Genomic DNA, 20,760 nt, shown 5'->3' with positions numbered 1-20,760 from the left:
CGTCGGGCTCATAACCCGAAGGTCACTAGTTCGAGTCTGGTCCCCGCTACTAAAGAAAAAGCCGAGGTGTAAACCTTGGCTTTTCTGGTTTTTATACCTCGCTCATATTAATATTCAGAAATAAAATATAGAACGAATCAACGCCAAAATAGACGTATTCCAAAGTGTTATTTTTTGTTTACCTTAAATCCTAGTATTATTTATTGTACCTCATGATGTTAAATATGTCGTGAATTTACTGGTTCATAAATCCAGTTGTACTGGTTAGGAAGACCAGTAAAAAAATATCGCTACAATTGGATGGTTATGCAATCGTTTGTTTGAAATAGCGCAATCGATTTCGTTGTTTTAGAATTTTGATATCCCCATATCTTATTCTAGTTTTAGCATTCATGTACCTAAATTTTGATTAGCAAGCTAATCAATTTTTAAACTAACTATTAAATATTATGATTTCAAAGATTCTCGACAATCACAAGTTGAGTCTGTTATCATTAGCTTTACTCATAACAAGTACACATAACCCAGCTAATGCTAATGGTCTTAAATTTCCAGACCGTAATGTTCTGTTGAAAAATGCTGTTTTTCAGCAGAAAGTAAACGGAAAGGTGCAGTCTGCAGACGGTCCGCTGGCGGGCGCAACGATTCGTGTTAAAGGTACCTCACGTTCTACTTCGGCTGGAGCAGATGGTAGTTTTAACATTGAAGCTAAGAACGGGGATGTTTTAGTGATCAATAGTATCGGTTACAAGACACAGGAAGTGACGGTAACAGGTGCGGTGGTCAATATTAACATGGAGTCCAATAGCGAGGCACTTGAAGAGGTTGTTATTGTTGGTTATGGAACACAACAGAAAAAGGAGAGTTTGACCGGGGCACTTCAGGCAGTTAAGGGAAATAAGTTGCGTGATGTCACTACACCTTCTGTGGAAAACATGTTGAATGGCAAAGCTGCCGGGGTATATGTTGCACCAGGAGCCGGTAAACCGGGATCTAATGGTGGTGTGGTCATCCGTGGACAAGCAACAATAAGTGGAACAACAAGCCCTTTATGGGTAATTGATGGTGTTATTGTTGGAAGTAGTCCCGGGGATATCAATCCAGATGATATCGAATCATTAACAATTCTGAAAGACGCGGCTTCGACATCCATTTATGGTTCGCAAGGCGCAAATGGTGTTGTCGTTGTGACGACTAAAAATCCTACTGCATCAAAGACCAGCATTAGTTTTTCTACGAAAATGGGTATCAACCAACTTTCCAACGGTAATATGGAAATGATGGATGGGGCTGAACTGTATGATTACTTCACATCATTTTCGAACCCAGAGAAGATTAAATTTCCACGTTGGAACCCAGAGTTACGTAATAGCGAATTTGATTGGTGGAAGTTAGCGACTAAAACGGGATTTGTTCAAAATCATAACGTATCTATCCAGGGTGGAACAGAAAAATTACAGTCTTATTTGTCGTTAGGCTATTATAATGAAGCTGGTGCGGTTAAAGGTTATGACTATGACCGTTATAATTTTAGATTACGTACCAACTATAAACCATTTGAATGGTTGACCATTAAACCATCTATTGTGGGTTCTAAACGTTCTGTTGAAGATCGTCAATATGATGTCAACGCTATGTATTCCAATTTACCTTGGGATAGTCCTTATGACGCGAAAGGTAATCTAGTTCCACATCGCTATAGTGGTTGGGTAAATAATGCCAGCACAAATTATCTGTATGATTTGCAATGGAACAAGTCCGAAAATTCCAATTACGAGTTTATGGGTAATATGGACTTTGATATTAAGTTAACCGATTGGTTGACATTCTCATCTGTAAATAACTATAGGTACATTAGTTATTCGGCTACAGATTATACAGACCCTCGCTCAAATAGTGGAGAAAGTGTTCTGGGACGTATTTCAGAATATCGTAAAGAATTTACACGTCGTTATACCAACCATATTTTGCGTTTCAATAAAACTTGGGATAAACATAGCTTAAATGGACTTGCAGCATATGAATATAACGATTACAAGGATAAATCATTAGATGCTTATGGAACGGGCATTGTACCAGGATTTGAGGTGCCTGATGTAACAGCAAAACCAGAACGCTTTAAAGGGGGTATTACAGAATGGGCCGTACAATCTTTGCTATCGAACGCGAATTATGCATACGATAACAGATATTTGGCTCAAGTATCCTTCCGTCGCGATGGAGCTTCCAATTTTGGTACAAATGCAAAATATGGGAATTTCTTCTCAGTCAGTGGAGGATGGAATATCAACAAAGAAAACTGGTTTAATGCACCTTGGGTAGATAACCTTAAGCTGAGAGCGGCATACGGTTCTGTGGGTAATCGACCAAGTAGCCTTTATCCGCAATATAAGCTTTATTCTGTCAAAATTACATCGAGTTATGATGGAATCCCTGGAGCATTGATCGACCAGCATGCCAACCCTAATTTGACCTGGGAGCGTACTTACACAACGGGTGTAGGGTTGGATGCTGCACTTTTTCAGAATAGAGTTCGTATGAACTTTGATTACTATGATAAGCGAACGGACAATATCCTTTACGAAGTCCCGATTAGTAGTCTGACTGGTGTTAATAGAGTATGGAAGAATATTGGCGAGATGCAAAACCGCGGAATCGAATTGACTATTGGCGGAGATATCATCCGTAATAACGATTGGCATTGGAGCCTAGATGTCAATTTAAGTCATAACGTCAATAAGTTGACTAAATTATATACTACAAAAGACGCTAATGGAAATCCAGTATCTAAACCTATTATCGCCGGGGATGAACTGGGTATAGCGGGATCAGCACAGCGTTTGTTTGAACCGGGAAATCCAATCGATACCTATTATTTAAAAGAATGGGCTGGTGTTAATGTGGAGAATGGCCTTCCAATGTGGTATAAGTATGAAACTGATGCCAATGGAAATGAGACAAGAACGACTACATCAAATTACTCACAGGCAACATTCCGTAAAGCTGGAAAAGGAAATCCAGATCTATTTGGTGGGTTTAATACATCCTTGAGCTATAAACAATTTGATTTAAATGCAGTGTTTGGTTTCTCACTGGGAGGTAAAATTTATAATTATTCACGTCAAGAGTTTGATTCTGATGGTACGTATACCGACCGTAATCAAATGAAGCTCCAGGATGGATGGACACGTTGGGAAAAACCGGGTGATGTTGCTACTCATCCAATCGCTAGGTATGACAACCAAGACAAAGGTAACTCACCTTCAACGCGCTTTTTGGAAAGCAATAATTTTTTAAAAATGAGATCCTTGACAGTAGGGTATAACTTTGACTTAAAGAAATACAATGTCAAAAATTTACGTGTTTTCTTAGCCGGCGAGAATTTGTTCACAATTACAAATTATTCGGGAGTTGATCCGGAGATCCCATTGACAGAACCTGATGGAAAAGGTTCTGGAGGCAAGATTGTTAGGTCAACAGGAACTGCAGTTTATCCGTTGGTTCGCAAGTTTATGTTTGGGGCAAGCGTAACATTTTAATTTTAACGTTTAGAAAATCAATAATGAAAAAGATATTAATGGGATTAATGGTAGCCGCAATGGTATCCTCATGCGATATAGATCGTTTACCTTATAATTCAATGGATGGTGACCTGATTGTTAATAACCCAGATGCAATGGTCACCGGTGCTTATGCTCAATTAAAACAATGGTCGGATCCGATGCATCGTTTAGGAGAGTATGCAGGTGATAATATGATGATTCGCGGGTCTTCTACAGATGCTTTTTATGAGTTTATCTCTTACGCCAGAACGCCAAATAACTATCGTTTGCAGAATTTTTGGGATTATGGTTATAGAGCGATCGCACAGTCTTCCAATATTATTAAACTGTTTGCAGAGGGCGAAAGTGCAGATATGGACAATAAATTAGGTGAATGTTATTACATCCGTGGGATGATGTATTTTTACCTTTGCCGTGCTTTTGGAAAACCTTATTACCAAAATCCTGAAACAAACCTTGGAGTTCCTATTGTGAATGGAACCCCTGACGACGTCATCAATGATTTGAATCTGCCTGACCGTTCTACAGTGAAAGATACCTATGCGCAGGCAATTAGTGATTTAAAAAAAGCTGAGTCCTTGATCACAGTCAATAAAGGACATTCCTATGCGTCAAAAGAGGCTGCACAGGCCATGTTGTCCCGGATTTATTTGTACATGAGTGGTACCTATAAAAAACCGAATGCCGAATACGCTCGTCTATCTTTAGAATATGCTGATAAAGTGATTAATTCGGGTAAGTATAGCTTATTGGGACGGGCTCAATTTATGAAGTATAATACATTCAAGCCTGAAGACAATGTGGAGACAATTTTTGCGGTGAAACGTGTTGCTACTGAATTTTCGGGGGATGATCATTACTATGGTATTGGAGGGATGTATTCTAATATCGGCGGTATGGGCTGGGGAGAGATGTATGCGAGTGCCAAGTATATTGATCTATTGAATGAGACCGGTCGTAATGACTGGAGACCAGATCGCCATTCCATTGTTGATGCACGTGCGGCCTTTATTGAGCCAACGTATTCAAAGGACGACAACGGAAAATATTCAACAGTATTCAGATTCGTTAAGCAAGATGTGCCTAAGAAAGCGGGAGATCCGCTTACATTGAGCTATATCCAGGCGCCTGCTACCATAAATGGTAATACCGTGACTTGCAAGGATGGTGATAAGGAGTATACGTTGAAAGCAGTTAACGCAGCGCAACAGACCTACTCAATTACCTATGCGGATGGAAAAACCTACACAGGTATGATTGATTACTATATTTCGCTGAATCGTGCCTATCCACAATTTTATATTGTGAAATGTTCACGTGAAGGTGAAGAATCTCAATTGCATTCACCTGTAATCAGTCGTTTAGGTGAGATTTATTTAAACCGCGCTGAGGCTTATGCGAAATTAGGTAACTATGGTGCCGCATTGAATGACTTGAATACGATCAGAAACCGTTCTATTGCCAACGGTGGCTATACTTCACTTGATGCAAGCAATGCAAGTAAATTAATTGATAAGGAACGTCAACTGGAATTAGCATTCCAGGCTGAACGTAGTTACGATGTGTTCCGTAATGGGGAACCATTGAATAGAAGCTATCCTGGACCACAAGCACAATTTGAAAATATTGCTCCTACTGATTTCAGGGTAACCTACTTCATTCCGCAAGATGCAATTAATTCTTATGCTGGTAAATTAACTCAGAATCCAACGTCTAACTAGACGAATAGTCATAATTTAAATCCTGTGAGGCGATATCAATGAAATGATCGTTTCACAGGGTTTTCTCAATTAGTGAAGAAACCTTTACGATTTAGCAACCGTTTGCGGTTTTACTATGCTGAGTATGCATTCGTGATTAATCAGCTCTAATTATTTGGGGTCTTCCAAAAACCTTTTTTTGTCAGTTAATTGTTTGCGAATGTATAATTTGAAATCAACATGAGTTTTTTGCGGATTGTGCTCTTACTAATAGTTACGTTCTTAGGTTCATGGAAGACTAGAAAATATCCTAAACTATACTCAAAATATGGGGCTTATAACACAAAAGAGGAAGTATGCAAAAAAATACCGCTATTTGCAAAATAGATTACTTTTACCCAGAGCAAGCGCAAAAAATAAAATGCTTAAATCAGTCATTCTTTAATGCGATTTAAACGGTTGAGGTTTTTTCATCCCTTTATATTTTTTGTATGTATTTTTCTCTAAAATTCAATCAGTTTTTAAGCTTTAAATTTTTCGTCAAATTATTCCAAATACGTCTAAAAATAGATTTATCTTCTGTAATAATCTTACCATCGCCAAATAAACCAGGTTTAAGTTGGATCAATGGATTAAGGCCTATGGTGTCAAGAATAACAGTCGTAAAGAATACACTATCCTGAATCGGAATATCTGAAATATATTCCACTTTTCCATTTAGATAACCATATTCTTCATAAGGATAACCGTTCACTTTTATCAATACTTTTTGACCTTTCTTCACCTTAGCCGATGCAATCTGTGGCAATAATACTTCTCCGTAATATTTCTCGCTCTTAGGATTAACATAAAATATTTTTTGTCCGATCGCAACCTGTTGATTTATCTGTAAGAATTCGCCATAAATTAACTTTCCACCAACGGGGCTAGTCATGATATATTGTTTCTTCCAATTTTCAGCTTCGCTGATAAAGCTGTTCAAGGCTTGTATAAATTTTTTCAGTTCTTCCCCGATCTGGTTTTCAATATCCGCCAGTTCTTTATTTTTAGAAAGGATATTCCCCTCATAACTGATCAAGCTATTTTCCATTTGTGGAATCATCTGGCGCTTAGCCAGCAATAAAGATTCCTTTTGCTGCAGTTCAGACGGACTGATCACTTTCTTTTCCGCCAATAGCTTGTACTTTTCATACTCCTGCTCAGCCAGTTCAAGTTGCTTCTTCTGTAATTCAAAAGATTGATTATTCTTTTTATATTGTTCATTGACATTTGTAACCTCCTGATTAATGACAGACTTACGCTTTTGATAGATTCCATGGTCCCGCGCTGAAATATAGCTCAAGTAAGAAAGATAGAAGTTCTGATAGGCACCTTGCAGTTCTCCGAGATTGAGATTTTTCGGTTCGATCAATGCTTCCAAATTGTAAGTGGCGTTAGGCTCCTGGCGTATCTGTTGCAACTTATCCAAAAGAACAATAATCTGATCGTGATCTGCAGTACTTTCGAGATAAGCCAATGGACTGCCTGCTTCTACCCACTCACCATCTCTCTTCAAAAGTTTAACCAGGCTCCCATTGACTTTCGAGGAAAGAACTTTTGGGGCATCCGTTGTGTTGAACCTAATCTTACTCTCCACTGTTTCAGGATAACGTATAAATACAGACATACCCAAAATAATTAATACGGTTAATAGGATAAATGTTATCCCTCTTCTTAAAAGCCAAGAAGGTGGTTTTGTGATAATGTCCTGTAAATCTTCTGAATGGATATCTGAGTCAATAATTGATGATTCTTTCATAGTTGTTTAATTCCCCAATTCTAATTGATTTCTTACTAATTCGAAATATTTCCCTTTTGAGGCCGTGAGTTCGTTATGCGTCCCCTGTTCAACAACATTTCCTTTTTCCAATACGATAATATTATCTGCATTTTTAACCGTGCTAAGTCTATGTGCAACGACAATAACCGTTCTTTTTTTAAAGAAGTGATTGAGATTCTCTATAATAACTTTTTCATTGTTAGCGTCAAGGGAATTAGTCGCTTCATCTAAAAATATGAATTCAGGTAATTTATAAACAGCTCTAGCAATCATCAGACGTTGCCGCTGTCCCTGGCTCACACCTTTGCCTGCAGTACCAATTTTGGTCGCTAAACCAAATGGTTGCTCTGCAATAAATTCATTCAGATTAGAAATCTCGATAGCGGTATCCAATCGTTGTTGATCCGAGAACTCCTCATTGACAGTAATATTACGCTCTATTGTATCCGCATATATATAATTATCCTGTAACACGGCACCACATTTATCTCTCCAGAGCGAGAAGTCAAACTGTTCCAATCGCTTTCCACCTATCAGAATCTCTCCCTCTTCATATTCATAGAATCTCAGTAATAATTTCAGAATTGTCGTTTTACCGCTTCCACTAGTCCCTACAATTGCGGTAGTTTTTCCGGCAGGGAAATGTAAGTTCAACCGATTGAAAATAGTTTCATTTCCGGCGCCGTAGTAACGAAAAGTCAGATTACGGATCTCGATATCCTTATTTTCCGGCAACCTAGTCAAATAGTCCTTTTTCACATCTTCCTCTTCTTCAGATTCATAAATTTCGTTAAGCCGTTCCATGCTAATCTTGGCGTCCTGATAAGATTGCATAAATCCAAGCAACGACTCCACCGGGCTACTGACCATCCCAACGATATATTGAACGGCCATCATCCCGCCAAGTGTCATATGGCCATCAATGACTGCCTTTGCACTGATAAAGGTGATAATTATACCTTTGATTTGATTGATGGCCATAGATCCAATGGATTGGTATTGGGAGAGCGCCAAACTCTTTACTTTAAATTTAAAAAGTTTTGCCTGTAAAGCCTCCCACCCCCAACGCCTTTGCTTCTGTGCATTGTTGAGTTTTATATCCTTAATGCTTTGTATCATCTCGACCATATAGGTCTGGTTTTCGGAAGATATTTTAAATCGCTTATTATCTAATTCACGTCTATTCTTCATAAAAAATAGGATCCACAATATATAGAGGGCTGTTGCCGCAAAGAATACTAAGAATATGATTTTGTTATAAACGATGAGAAGAGCACCAAAGATCAGCATATTAATTATAGAAAATAGTGTATTCAATGTGTTCCCTGTCAGGAAAGCTTCAATCCGCTGTTGATCGGCCATACGTTGCATCAGATCTCCATGTGTTTTTATATCAAAGAAATTCATAGGTAACCTCATGATTTTGATCAATAGATCTGTCAGAATGGAAATATTGACGCGCGTACTGATGTGTAGCAAAATCCAGGACCGAATTAATGATACAGAGGTACTACCAACAAATAACATTAATTGGGCGATCAGGATCAGATTGATAAAGCTGATATTTTTTGTATTAATTCCGATATCAACGACCGACTGTGTGAGAAATGGAGTGATCAATTGCAGAATGGTTCCCAGCACCATCCCCAGTATGAGTTGGATAAAAAGACGCTTATATTTATAGAAGTATCTTAACATCTTCCCCCATCCTAGAGATAGATCGGGTTCATCCTCGTCTAGCTGATAAAATTCCGGGCCAGGGCTTAAAACCAGCGAGAGGCCCGAATGCAGTTCTTTTGCCGAGTACCAGTTTAGCACAAATTCCTTGCTATCATAAATAACAAGGCCGAGAGCAGGATCAGAAATGTAATATTTACCCCTTTTCACTTTATATAAGACAACAAAGTGGTTCTGGTTCCAATGGAGGATACAGGGAAGTTCAATTTCTTGCAACTGCTCCAGAGTTAATCGAACACCATAAGTTCGGAATCCCAGCTTTTCGGCAGCTTCACTTATACCCAATAAATTAACTCCTGTATTTTTTGTCTGACAGAGTTTACGGATTTTATGAATGGATACAGACTGGCCATAGTATTTAAAGATCATACGTAGACAGGTGGCACCACAGTCCATCACATCCATTTGTTTATAATTAGGGAATTTGACAATCACAGTAATTTGAAAAAAAATATTGTAAATTCGATTGAATAATAAGTATAATTTAATATTAAACGTTAACTCCTGTAAATATAATATCGATTTTCTGTAAATAAACAAAATTTTTAAAAAAAAGTCGTTATTATATATTTTTGTTTGCGAAAATATATAATACTTGCTATATTAGATTATTATTAAAATAAAATTGCATAAAACGCTTTTTTATCAATTCTTTTGTAAAGATTTATAAACCAACATGATTTTTTTTAAGTCTATTCACCAATCTAGAGAGACCAATGTCTTGCAATTATGTGATACTACACTTAGTAACTTTTCAATCAAACACACAAGATATCATCTTCGCAATTTGATAGAAGATCATATGGAGCCCAATTCTTTGTTGGCAATAAAAGATATATTTTACGCTTACGGTATAGAAAGCTTAGCTATTAGAAAAGGACACTATTCTTACTCCGATTTTGAAACACCTTTTGTTAGTGTGATTCAGAAAGAAGATTGGCCCGATGCCAGCTTTACAATAATAATTGAAGCCACTAACGACTATATAAAATACCTCGATCCAATTAATAATCAATTCAAGGAAATTTCAGTAGAAGATTTCGAAACTATGGATAAAGATATAGTATTGTTGATTGATGACCATTCAAAAAAAGATGAAAAGAATTATAGTTCAAATCGTAACACTGAAAGAACGACAAATTTTATAAAAAACACTCCTCTTTATTTGTGTATATTAATCATAGTAATGTCAATCATTTTTCTTGCGCAACAAAGTTTAATTTATTCATTTATAGGAACAGGTTTTCTGCTGTCCTTTTTTGGTGGATTAGTGATAACAACACTATTGATCTGGTATGAAGTTGACGCATATAACCCATTTCTTAAAGAAGTATGTGGGGGAGGTGGGAAAGTTAATTGTCAAGCGGTGCTAGCATCTTCAAGATCTTCATTTCTTGGGATAAGTTGGTCTGTTATTGGTTTTGCTTATATGTTGACGTTATTCGTTTTGCAAATTATTTTTGTTGGACAAATTGATCAATTATTTATTACATCTCTTATTTCGGTTATTGTTGTGCCTTATGTTGTTTTTTCCATCTACTATCAATGGAAAGTTGTGAAACAATGGTGTCGACTTTGCTTAGGTGTTCAGCTAATTCTGATAATTAATACAGTTTTTGCAATTATCTTTCTTCTTCAAGATTTTTCTTCTGTGGGATATCAAATAAACTATAAGAATTTGGTAGCTCTGGTGTTTTTAGGGGTGTTTTTCCTTTCAATTTCCTATATATGTATTCCCATTTTGCAACAAGCGAATTCAAGTAAAAACTATGAGAGAAAATGGAAAAAATTACGTTATAGTTTTGGTGTTTTTCAATTATTATTAAATAAAGAAGAATCTGTTAGCTTATCAGTAGATAACCTTGGTATTGTGATTGGAAATCCAACTGCAAAGAACGAAATTATTAAAGTGTGTGGCCCGTATTGTGGCCCTTGCTCCAAAGCTCATCCACAACTTGAGGAAATTATAAAAAAGAACTCGGACGTAAAGGTTAGAATCATATTCAAAGCAGTTAAAGATGAAGATAGTTTTTTAAATAAACCAATTTATCACTTTCTCGCTATAGAGGAAAAGTATGGAAACAAAACCGTGAACAACGCTCTTGATGATTGGTATCTTGCCGAAAGCAAGGATTATGATAAATTCTTGGCTGATTACCCCGTGAATGGGGAAATAAAACGTCAAAAAGAGAAGGTATTAGCGATGAATAATTGGTGCGACCATATGAAAATTAGAGCTACGCCTACTTTTTTTGTGAATGGAAAAAAAATACCAGAAAGTTATTCAATCGAAGATTTAATTAATATTTTCTAGAAAAAGTGTCGGGTCAGTTGCAAATGAACTCGAACAAACAGAAGGATCTCTGTTAAAGCCCCTCTCATTGATGCTCGGGAGAGAATGAACATCGCTTAAAATTATGTTTAAAATCATGAAAAGAATTTCATTAAGTAATTTAAATCAAAGTGACGTAGAAATGTTGTCTAATGAGGAATTAAAAAATGTTTTGGGCGGCTATTCTGGAGTAGCGACACAAGCATTTGATCCTCCAACATCTCCTCCACTTTGTGATTGTAATACAACAGAACAGTGTAGTCAAACTGATCCGAACAGACCGCAAAAATGTAATGCTAATTGTGCAGGAGGAGTTGGGTATGGGCATTGTAGTTGGGATGGTACGTCAGGTAAGTAGTTGTTTTTTCAGGTTATTTCTTATAAGGAGTAACCTGAAATAAAATTAAAAATATATGTGGAAAAATACCTTGATTTTTATAAAGATTGTTGTGTTTTTTCTATTTATTGGAAATCTTAGTGCGCAATCTAATAACCAATTTATTTTAAATGGAGTGATTGACACAATTCCAAATGCTCAATATTTTGTGTCCTTTCAAAGCAAGAGTAAGGTTTTTCGTGATACTATTTCATTGGATGAAAAAGGTAGATTTACCTATATAGGAAGAATAAGTGAACCAACTATTTTCAGGTTAAATATCAAAAATGATTTTAATAGTAATTTCATTGGTGATGCCACCGTGTACAGTTTTTGGGTGCAACCTGGCAAAACTATAAATTTGAAAGGAATGCGAGGGTGGCTAGTTAATGGTGCGAACGGGCTTGTGACAAGAGACAAGCAGTTTACAATCGAAAATTCAGATTTTGAAGATATTGAACAATCCTTTAAGAGAGAAATCACGGTAGCCATCGAAGTTGCAGGGAAAGAGAAAAAAGCTGATTTGGATAGCAAAGAAAGAATTAGGCTATATGATAGTATTGTTAATAATTTTATTTCTCTGCAACCTTTAAACTATTATGGATTGTACTTGCTTCATCAAGAATCGAAAAAAAGGAATTTTGATGCCGTATCTCTGAGAAAAATATTTGACCAATATCCTGATGAATTAAAGAATACATACCTGGGATTGGAAACAAAAGATAGAGTTTATATTAAGCTTCAAACCGAAATTGGGGCTAAATTACCGGATTTTGAACAAGCCGATACCAGTTTGAATTTGGTCAAATTATCTGATTTTAGAGGCCAATACGTTTTGATAGATTTTTGGGCATCTTGGTGCATCCCCTGTCGTAAAGAGAATCCGAATTTAGTTGAGGCTTATAAAAAATATCATGCAAAAGGTTTACAAATAATTGGTATTTCATTGGATAATAATAAAAAATTATGGTTAGATGCGATTAATAAGGATGGTTTGGATTGGGTGCAGTTGTCCGATTTAAAATCATTCGATAATGTCGTGGCTAAAAAGTTTTATATCCATGCAGTACCAGACAATTTTTTAATAGATCCTGATGGGATAATAATAGGAAGAGGGTTAAGGGGAACTCAATTGTCAGATATGTTAAAAAAGCTATTTGATTGATTTTATATTACAATTCTATTATTTATACGGTAAAATTCTTCTTATGATTTTTATATCTGCACAACCCGATGATTCATATTTTATTTGGCAACTTGAGTTGCAAATAAAAAATTTAGGAAATTTGGGAATCGGTAAGGAGGAAATACATATTTTAGTTGGTTTTAACTCTAAAATTGGCCTTAATCCTTTTTTTAGGAAATTTATTGAAGAAAATGAGACTCTCGCAAATTTTTATTCCTATGAGGATCTTAGAATAAAACCACAGTATTTATCTTCTATACGGCCAAATATTTTATATCAGCATTTTCTTAAATTTCCTGAGCTCAGTGAAAAAACGTTATTTTATTATGATTCAGATGTGTTGTTTTCAAGGATTCCAAATATTGAAAATGTAGAATCAAATGATACTTGCTACGTTTCAGATACGAGGAGTTATCTTGATGCGAATTATATTCGGAGAGTTGGATGTGAGGATTTGTTAGATAAAATGTTGGATATTGTTGGGTTGACAAAAAGAAAACTTGAGGAAGAAGACCTAAATACAGGCGGAGCTCAATATATTCTCAAAGGAATTACAGCAAATTTTTGGAAAAAAATAGAATATGATTCTGAGAGCCTATACGTTCTAATGCTAGAATATAATAAAGACGTTTGGGGAAAGAGGTACAAGGTTGAAAAGGAATTAAGAAGTACATTTCAGGGTATTCAGGCTTGGTGCGCTGATATGTGGGCAGTGCTTTGGAATCTTTGGTTATTAGATAAAAAAGTAGAGATTCATTTTGAAATGAGTTTCTCCTGGCCTGATAGTCCTATTGAAAATTGGGAGAAATTTTCAATGCTTCATTATTCTGGGAATATGGATTCCAATAAGCAGATTTTTAGAAAAATTAATTATATGAACTTTATGCCTTGGTATGATGAAAGTTTAATGGATATTCCTAAAAGCAGTTGTAGCTGTAAAATTGTTCAGGCTATAAATCGGAAGAAGGAAGAGCTAGATATGAGGAGGAGTAAATTTGAATCTAAGGGGATTTTATTGCAAGTCGATATCATTGATAAAAGTAAATACGAGACTTTTAAGATTAATAAGAAATATATTGAAAAATATTTTAACATCGATGTTTTCTTGCTTTATAATGAAATTTGTGATGAAATCGAGGAGTCATCGTGTTTTTTAAAAAAAGACAATATACTTGAAAATAGTTTGCTTTTAAATAAGTATTTACTGTCATTTGTTGTAATTCCTGTACATCAAATTCTTCGTGTAGAACAGTGGTTAAGCATACTTGGTTTTGAATGTAAAAACTGTTTATTTCGATCAGATTTTGGGTATAGATTAGATAATTTATTTAACGTAGCTTTCTCGAAAATATTGGATATATCATTATTAGATGAGAACCTTGGGAAATTTAATAAAGTTCCGATCTCCGAATCTATTTTTGTTTTTGATCGGTCTAACTTGATGCGACATTTATTAGGTGGGAGCTTTGTAATAGAAACAAGATCCGAGTCCTTAAATCCATACTTATTAATAGTGTAGCCAAATGAATACTTTGCATAAAAGAAGTATCGATGACCTATTTTGCTTTTATCTCCGTTGTAACGAAGAAGGAATACGTCATGCGACATTAGATGGTTTCATTAATGATTCAGTTTTGGAAAAGGACTATACTTTCACTACAGGGCTATTGGGAGCTGCATGGATGATTGCGTACTTACAGTATCATAATATATTGAAAACAGATATAGATGATATCTTGTATGACGTTGACGACAATATTTATAAAATTGCGATTAATAGTGTTGGTCAGCTTGAACCAGATATTGAGAATATATTGGATCTAATTACATATTATCATCAAAGACTATTACTTCTCCCTTCTTCTTATAATTTTTACAGAAGATTCTCTTTAAACGAGTGTTTGAAATTATTATTAAATAAGCTCATAAAACTAGTGGAAAATAAAACCATTCAGCTATCAGATTTCCAGATGTCAAAAATTGTTTTAAAGTTTAGTTATTTAATGACGACAAGTTTTTGTGTGACACAAATTGAGAAGTTCTTTTTCAATAGTGTGGAAAATTTGCTGTCTAATTATAAAATTAAAGGGAGTGAACTTCAAGAAGATGACATCGAGACATTGTATTATCTGTTATTTAGTGCAGAACAATATGGTAATCCTTATTGGAGCACAGTGATAATACAAATGCTGAATTCTAAAATCAATAGTAATTGTGTAATAGATCTTTTAAAAGAGATATATTTAAATTTTTTTATTAAGAAGGAGAAGTTATTGGCCGAAAGTTGTACGAATTCTAATGCTAAGAATTATATGTTTTTATTTCTATCCGCCAACTTGTATGAAATGGATCCAAAATACTTGTTTGATTTCAAGGCTTGATTTTTTCGGATAAATGGCTTTACTTCACGGTAAAGCCATTTTTGTTTTTCTGTCTCCAGAATCCCTTTTGAATCCGTATCTTTGTACCCTTAACGTGTAATTTAGCATAAAAGTGCCATCTGCTGTGATAGTGGGTGGATCAAATAAAATAAATATGGCAAATATTGTTGCAATTGTTGGTCGTCCCAATGTTGGTAAATCTACCTTATTCAATCGTCTTACAGAAAGTAGAAAAGCGATTGTTGATGACTTTAGCGGGGTGACGCGTGACCGTCATTATGAGACGGCGGAGTGGATCGGAAAGAAATTTACAGTAATCGATACAGGGGGTTTTGTCCATGGTTCGGATGATGTCTTTGAAGAAGCAATCCGGGATCAGGTATATATCGCTATTGAAGAAGCGTCAGTCGTTATATTCATGGTAGATGTTACTACTGGTATTACTGACCTGGATGATGAAATCGCTGATATCCTTAGAAGAAGTTCCAAACCTGTATATGTGGTTGCCAACAAAGTAGACCATGCTAAATTGCATCATGAATCAGCCGAATTCTATGCTTTCGGTTTAGGTGAAGTCTTTAATATTTCTTCTGCTACTGGTTCTGGTACAGGAGAATTACTGGATGCTGTTGTATCGCATTTTGAAGAAGAGCAAGAGGAAGATGAAGCTTTACCTAAATATACGATTGTAGGACGCCCAAATGTGGGTAAATCTTCACTTACAAATGCCTTGATCGGTAAAGACCGTAATATTGTAACGCCGATGGCAGGTACAACACGCGATTCTATTCGTATTCACTACAATCAATACGGACATAATTTCCTTTTGATTGATACAGCTGGTCTTCGCCGTAAGTCAAAAGTAAACGAAGATATAGAATTCTATTCGGTCATGCGTACCATCAAAGCCCTCGAGGATTCTGATGTGACGATTTTGATGTTGGATGCGCAGGATGGCCTAGAGGCTCAAGATGTGAATATCTTCAACCTGGCAGAAAAGAACCGCAAAGGTATTGTGATTGTTGTCAATAAATGGGATTTGATCGAAAAAGACAACAAGACCATGAAAGCTTTTGAAGACCGCATCCGGGAGAAAATTGCTCCATTTACTGATGTGCCGATTGTCTTTACTTCCGTAACTGAAAAACAACGTGTGCTAAAAGTATTGGAAGTGGCTGATAAGGTCTACGCCAACAAAACAAAAAAGATCCCAACATCGAAGTTGAATGAAGTGATGTTGGATATTATCGAAAATTATCCTCCACCCTCCCTAAAAGGAAAATATATCAAAATTAAATATGTGACACAATTGCCAGGAAGAGCACCAATGTTTGCCTTCTTCTGTAATTTGCCACAATACATCAAAGATCCATATAAACGCTTTGTTGAAAATAAATTGCGTGAGCACTTTGACTTTACAGGCGTGCCTATTCAAATATATTTCAGACAAAAATAGATTTCCAAGCAGACAACAAACATGGACCATAATCTCTTTTTATACAATACGCTTTCGCGAACAAAAGAAAAATTCGAACCAATCCACCCCAACCTTGTTGGAATGTATGTCTGTGGACCTACCGTTTACAGTGATGTACATTTAGGTAACTGCCGAACTTTTGTTTCTTTTGATTTGATTTTTAGATATCTACGTCATTTGGGTTATAAAGTACGTTATGTACGGAATATTACAGATGCAGGGCATTTGGAGGGCGATCGTGACGAAGGAGATGACAAATTTGCGAAAAAGGCTAAATTGGAACAGCTGGAACCAATGGAAATCGTACAGAAATATACCATTGGTTTTCATGATGTTTTGCGTCTGTTTAATACTTTGCCTCCTAGCATCGAACCTACTGCGACAGGACATATTTCGGAGCAGATCGAAATGATTGAACAGATCATCAATAACGGCTATGCTTATGAGACAAATGGTACTGTCTATTTCGATGTGGAGAAATATGTACAACAGTATGATTATACCGTATTGACCAATCGTAAATTGGAAGATATGTTGAACAATACACGTGAGCTGAGTGGTCAGGATGAGAAAAAAGGTCGTTTGGATTTTGCGCTTTGGATCAAAGCCAAGCCCGAAACGATTATGCGCTGGCCAGCTCCTTGGAGTGTAGGTTTTCCAGGGTGGCATATTGAATGTTCGGCGATGAGCAGGAAGTATTTAGGAGATCAGTTTGATATCCACGGTGGTGGAATGGATCTGGCTGCTACACACCATACTAACGAAATCGCGCAGTCCGAAGCATGTAATCACACCGCACCTGCCAAATATTGGATGCATACCAATATGTTGACAGTCAATGGTGCGCGGATGTCCAAATCTGCAGGTAATGGATTCTTACCAGGGGAATTGTTCACAGGTAACCACCCTTTGTTAAATAGAGGGTATTCGCCGATGGCCGTTCGTTTCTTTATGTTGCAGGCTCACTATAGAAGTACATTGGATTTTTCCAATGAAGCACTTGATGCAGCAGATAAAGGATATAAGCGCTTGATGAGTGCAATAGGACTCTTGGATAAACTAAAAGTTTCAAAGGGAGCTGATTCATTCAATCTGGCTGAGATCCGAAATAAATGTTATGCAGCGATGGATGATGATTTCAATAGTCCGGTTTTGATTGCCGAACTGTTTGAGCTGGTGCGGATCATCAATTCCATCTATGATGGCAAAGCAAAGGTCTCGGAAGAGGGATTGGAAAAGCTAAAAGTTTTCATGAAGGAGTTTGTCGAAGACATCCTTGGGCTGAGAAATGATCAGGCTTCTGGAACAGATGATATTGATGATGTGATGAATCTGGTTATCAGATTACGCAACGAAGCGAAGACAAATAAAGATTTTGTCACTTCGGATCGTATCCGTGATGAACTTAATGCAATTGGTATCCAACTGAAAGATAGTAAAGAAGGAACACTTTGGAATAAGATTTGATAGATAAAAGATCGAATTAAAAAAAGAGGGAATTGAAGGGAATATTTATCGTTAGAAAGTCTAGATACTTTTGAAACCAGAGAATATTTCCTCTTGCCTTTAAAATAAAACCCGAGTGTAATGGGTTCATTTAAAATAATTAGGATGAACTCTGATAAATAATCATTTGCATATGAATTTTTGGAATAGGTTATCCATTGTCGCGTTAATGAGTACAGTAGGTACAACATTGTACGCACAGATACCCGAAAAAGTAGGAAGCTTACTGCAGGCAGATAAAGATGCTGCCGCATTAGCGAAAGCTTCTACACCGCATCAAGCGTTTTTATCTATTATCGACAAGGAATCCACATTTTATGTTCCTTCAGCGGTAAATGCATACAATTATCTTAATAATAGACCCAATATTCCAGATGTATTAAATTGGCAGCCTACTTTTGCTCTTGTCGCGAAGAGCTTGGAGTTTGGTGTAACATCTGGTTCCCTGGATTTTCAGAAAGTGGGAGCGAGGCTGCGTCATGGTGAGTATTTGACAGTTTGGAAACGTAACAAGAAAGGCAAATGGTTAGTCGATATTCGTGCCGAAGTAGAAAATAACGGTAAGGATGGTGAGTTTGACCTGGAATATATTGAACCAACTGATTCCTGGTACCTAAAGCACCGCTCTAAAGTACGCCTGAATCAGCGGGAAGATATTGTCCTGGAAACAGATAAATTGATGTCTACTGTCCTTAAGGCCGACAATCCTACTGCTTATAAAGAATTTTTGAGTGAGGATGTTCGTTTTTTGTTTCCTTGGACCAGTCCAATGGAAGGAAAGGGCAAAATGATGGCTTATTTGAAGAAACAACGTATGACGATAGAAACAGTGCCGGAGGAGGTCAAACGTTCTTATAGCGGGGATTTTGCGTATACAAAGGGAACTGCAACTGTACGACAAAAAGATAAGGTCGTCAAGTATAATTATATTCGGGTATGGCAGTTAAGCGAATTAGCGAAGGATGATGTGAAGAAAGCGAACTGGAATATCCTGATAGAAATGATGTTTGAGAAATAAGTCGCGCGAGCGTGATTACCATAAATAAATAAGGCCTGAATATTCATATTCAGGCCTTATTTATTTATGGTAAGAAAAAGTCTTTTATTTCTTTCTCCATTTTGCTAGTTCATCACAGGCGTCAAAGTCATCACTGATATCAATGAATGTGTTCTTCGCCTTATCGTCAAACCATTTGCTCAGGTTACGACGTACTTTATCTTCTTTCGCAGCATCTTTGATCTTTGTGAAGTCCTGATCCAAATTTGCTTTATGTGGTGCGATACGGGTTTTTAAATAGTTGAAACGGTAACCAACATCTCCAGTTTTGTCTGTGAATTGCTCCGGTTTAGAATATTCACCTGGTTTTAACGGGTCAATGGTTGTAAATACGGCCTTTTCCAATCCATCCATAGGAATTAAAGTTGTACGGCTGGATCCTTGAGGATTCAAGACCATACCTCCATTAAATTTGCTTTCTTCAGCATCGGAATTGTTGGTCGCAGCGTGATAAAAATCTAATTTCTTATCAACAACCAATTTGTAGATACTGTCCAGTTTATTTTTGGTTCGTTCCAATGCTGCAGCGCCCGGATTCATTTTCATCAAGATATGACGGGTATGCACCTCTTCTCCACGTCTTTCCAGTACCTGGATGATATGAAATCCGTATTTTGACTCTACAATAGGTGATATTTCTCCCGGTTTTAATTTAAACGCCATTGCGGAGAACTCTTTTACGTAGTTATCACGTGTGCCGAAGCCTAGGTCACCACCATAAGGTGCGGAGCCTGGATCTTGCGAGTATAGACGCGCCATTGTTCCGAAATCCGAACCATCGACAATCTGTTTGCGAATACCTTCGATTTTCTCCCGTTGTTCCTTTTTCTCTTCGTCGGTCAATTTCGGCATCATGACAATTTCACCGATTTCAACTTCTGTATTGAAATAAGGAAGACTATCTTTATTCAGTCCTTCAAAATAACGTTTTACTTCCAATGGCGTTACATCCACTTTCTGAACGATATTTTGTTGCATTTTATTTGCTTTCAGCTGTTCAAAAACACTTGCACGCATTTCTTCTTTGTATTGTAACAAAGAACGGTTCAGGAATTTCTCTAAGCGTTCTTGTCCACCAGCTTGTTGGGACATATGGCGTAAACGGGAATTTAAGTTGTCATCCACTTCTGTTTCCGTGACGTCAATCGAGTCAATTACCGCCTGTTGGGAAAGTAATTTCTGAATGATCAATTGCTCAAGAACACCACATTTAAACTTTTCATCGGGTTTATTCCCTTGCGCAAGCCATTGTGAATATTGCATGTCCAGATCGGATTGCAGAATAATTCCCGAACCAACCGTTGCCACTACTCGGTCAACAATCTGACGTTGTGCAAAGCTGGCCTGAATTGATACAAACAGCAACAAAAACAATATATATATGTTTTTTTTCATCTAAATAATATATTTCTAAACACTGATGAAACAATCATGAACAATTTTTAGATCCTGTACTGGTCATACAGATCCATGTCACGATGAAATCATCTAAATCACTAATAATCTCCCGATTCTATCATTCAATATATACTATTTTGAACAACAGCACAAAATTATCAGATTATATCAATTATTCGTATTTTTATTTAACAATATTTTTATAATCCCAATATTTCAAAAGGAGAT

At 36.6% G+C, this 20,760-nt stretch carries 13 protein-coding genes; 10 read left to right on the top strand and 3 right to left on the bottom strand.

The window, feature by feature from the left end; translation table 11 throughout:
• The first annotated feature begins 449 nt into the window (after nt 1-449).
• Nucleotides 450-3,539 carry a SusC/RagA family TonB-linked outer membrane protein gene (locus AC07UV_RS14355; RefSeq protein ID WP_495184250.1) on the top strand — a complete coding sequence of 1,030 codons (3,090 nt, stop codon included), beginning with the start codon at nt 450-452 and terminating at the stop codon, nt 3,537-3,539.
• Between the two features lie 23 nt (nt 3,540-3,562).
• A complete protein-coding gene (locus tag AC07UV_RS14350; protein WP_495184249.1) occupies nt 3,563-5,284 on the top strand; it encodes a RagB/SusD family nutrient uptake outer membrane protein in 1,722 nt (573 codons plus the stop codon).
• Nucleotides 5,285-5,777: 493 nt separating this feature from the next.
• Here AC07UV_RS14350 and AC07UV_RS14345 read toward each other — a convergent pair whose 3' ends face one another.
• Nucleotides 5,778-7,061 carry an HlyD family secretion protein gene (locus tag AC07UV_RS14345; protein ID WP_495184248.1) on the bottom strand — a complete coding sequence of 428 codons (1,284 nt, stop codon included), beginning with the start codon at nt 7,059-7,061 and terminating at the stop codon, nt 5,778-5,780.
• Between the two features lie 6 nt (nt 7,062-7,067).
• Nucleotides 7,068-9,254 carry a peptidase domain-containing ABC transporter gene (locus AC07UV_RS14340; RefSeq protein WP_495184247.1) on the bottom strand — a complete coding sequence of 729 codons (2,187 nt, stop codon included), beginning with the start codon at nt 9,252-9,254 and terminating at the stop codon, nt 7,068-7,070.
• Nucleotides 9,255-9,495: 241 nt separating this feature from the next.
• Here AC07UV_RS14340 and AC07UV_RS14335 point away from each other — a divergent pair, with 241 nt between their 5' ends.
• From AC07UV_RS14335 to AC07UV_RS14300, 8 genes are all read left to right on the top strand, one after another.
• Nucleotides 9,496-11,133, top strand: a complete 1,638-nt coding sequence (locus tag AC07UV_RS14335) for a vitamin K epoxide reductase family protein (protein WP_495184246.1) — start codon at nt 9,496-9,498, stop codon at nt 11,131-11,133.
• Between the two features lie 115 nt (nt 11,134-11,248).
• The gene (locus tag AC07UV_RS14330) at nt 11,249-11,509 is read left to right on the top strand and encodes a hypothetical protein (protein WP_495184245.1); all 261 of its coding nucleotides are present in this window, start codon (nt 11,249-11,251) and stop codon (nt 11,507-11,509) included.
• Between the two features lie 55 nt (nt 11,510-11,564).
• Nucleotides 11,565-12,692 carry a TlpA family protein disulfide reductase gene (locus tag AC07UV_RS14325; RefSeq protein ID WP_495184244.1) on the top strand — a complete coding sequence of 376 codons (1,128 nt, stop codon included), beginning with the start codon at nt 11,565-11,567 and terminating at the stop codon, nt 12,690-12,692.
• Nucleotides 12,693-12,735: 43 nt separating this feature from the next.
• Complete coding sequence (locus AC07UV_RS14320; protein WP_495184243.1) at nt 12,736-14,232, top strand: hypothetical protein; 1,497 nt, start codon at nt 12,736-12,738, stop codon at nt 14,230-14,232.
• Nucleotides 14,233-14,236: 4 nt separating this feature from the next.
• A complete protein-coding gene (locus AC07UV_RS14315) occupies nt 14,237-15,094 on the top strand; it encodes a hypothetical protein (RefSeq protein WP_495184242.1) in 858 nt (285 codons plus the stop codon).
• A gap of 154 nt (nt 15,095-15,248) precedes the next feature.
• A complete protein-coding gene (gene der, locus AC07UV_RS14310; protein ID WP_495184241.1) occupies nt 15,249-16,550 on the top strand; it encodes a ribosome biogenesis GTPase Der in 1,302 nt (433 codons plus the stop codon).
• Nucleotides 16,551-16,571: 21 nt separating this feature from the next.
• Nucleotides 16,572-18,038 carry a cysteine--tRNA ligase gene (cysS, locus tag AC07UV_RS14305; protein ID WP_282252144.1) on the top strand — a complete coding sequence of 489 codons (1,467 nt, stop codon included), beginning with the start codon at nt 16,572-16,574 and terminating at the stop codon, nt 18,036-18,038.
• Between the two features lie 172 nt (nt 18,039-18,210).
• On the top strand, nt 18,211-19,095 hold the full coding sequence (locus AC07UV_RS14300; protein WP_282252146.1) for a DUF4440 domain-containing protein: 885 nt from the start codon (nt 18,211-18,213) through the stop codon (nt 19,093-19,095).
• An 84-nt stretch (nt 19,096-19,179) separates the two neighbouring features.
• On the opposite strand, the gene AC07UV_RS14295 is transcribed toward AC07UV_RS14300, so the two are convergent.
• On the bottom strand, nt 19,180-20,529 hold the full coding sequence (locus AC07UV_RS14295; protein ID WP_454881752.1) for a peptidylprolyl isomerase: 1,350 nt from the start codon (nt 20,527-20,529) through the stop codon (nt 19,180-19,182).
• Nucleotides 20,530-20,760 lie beyond the last annotated feature (231 nt).

Source organism: Sphingobacterium sp. GW821-FHT03E03 (assembly GCF_059420745.1).
The sequence above is the reverse complement of the archived record's forward strand: the minus strand, read 5'-3'. Positions and strand labels throughout refer to the sequence as shown.

Bases quoted from the DNA above. Each gene is read 5' to 3' on its own strand.
- AC07UV_RS14330 (WP_495184245.1), top strand. From the start codon at position 11,249: ATGAAAAGAATTTCATTAAGTAATTTAAATCAAAGTGACGTAGAAATG.
- AC07UV_RS14295 (WP_454881752.1), bottom strand. From the start codon at position 20,529: ATGAAAAAAAACATATATATATTGTTTTTGTTGCTGTTTGTATCAATT.
- AC07UV_RS14320 (WP_495184243.1), top strand. From the start codon at position 12,736: ATGATTTTTATATCTGCACAACCCGATGATTCATATTTTATTTGGCAA.
- AC07UV_RS14350 (WP_495184249.1), top strand. From the start codon at position 3,563: ATGAAAAAGATATTAATGGGATTAATGGTAGCCGCAATGGTATCCTCA.
- AC07UV_RS14345 (WP_495184248.1), bottom strand. From the start codon at position 7,061: ATGAAAGAATCATCAATTATTGACTCAGATATCCATTCAGAAGATTTA.
- cysS (WP_282252144.1), top strand. From the start codon at position 16,572: ATGGACCATAATCTCTTTTTATACAATACGCTTTCGCGAACAAAAGAA.
- AC07UV_RS14335 (WP_495184246.1), top strand. From the start codon at position 9,496: ATGATTTTTTTTAAGTCTATTCACCAATCTAGAGAGACCAATGTCTTG.
- AC07UV_RS14315 (WP_495184242.1), top strand. From the start codon at position 14,237: ATGAATACTTTGCATAAAAGAAGTATCGATGACCTATTTTGCTTTTAT.
- AC07UV_RS14300 (WP_282252146.1), top strand. From the start codon at position 18,211: ATGAATTTTTGGAATAGGTTATCCATTGTCGCGTTAATGAGTACAGTA.
- AC07UV_RS14355 (WP_495184250.1), top strand. From the start codon at position 450: ATGATTTCAAAGATTCTCGACAATCACAAGTTGAGTCTGTTATCATTA.
- der (WP_495184241.1), top strand. From the start codon at position 15,249: ATGGCAAATATTGTTGCAATTGTTGGTCGTCCCAATGTTGGTAAATCT.
- AC07UV_RS14325 (WP_495184244.1), top strand. From the start codon at position 11,565: ATGTGGAAAAATACCTTGATTTTTATAAAGATTGTTGTGTTTTTTCTA.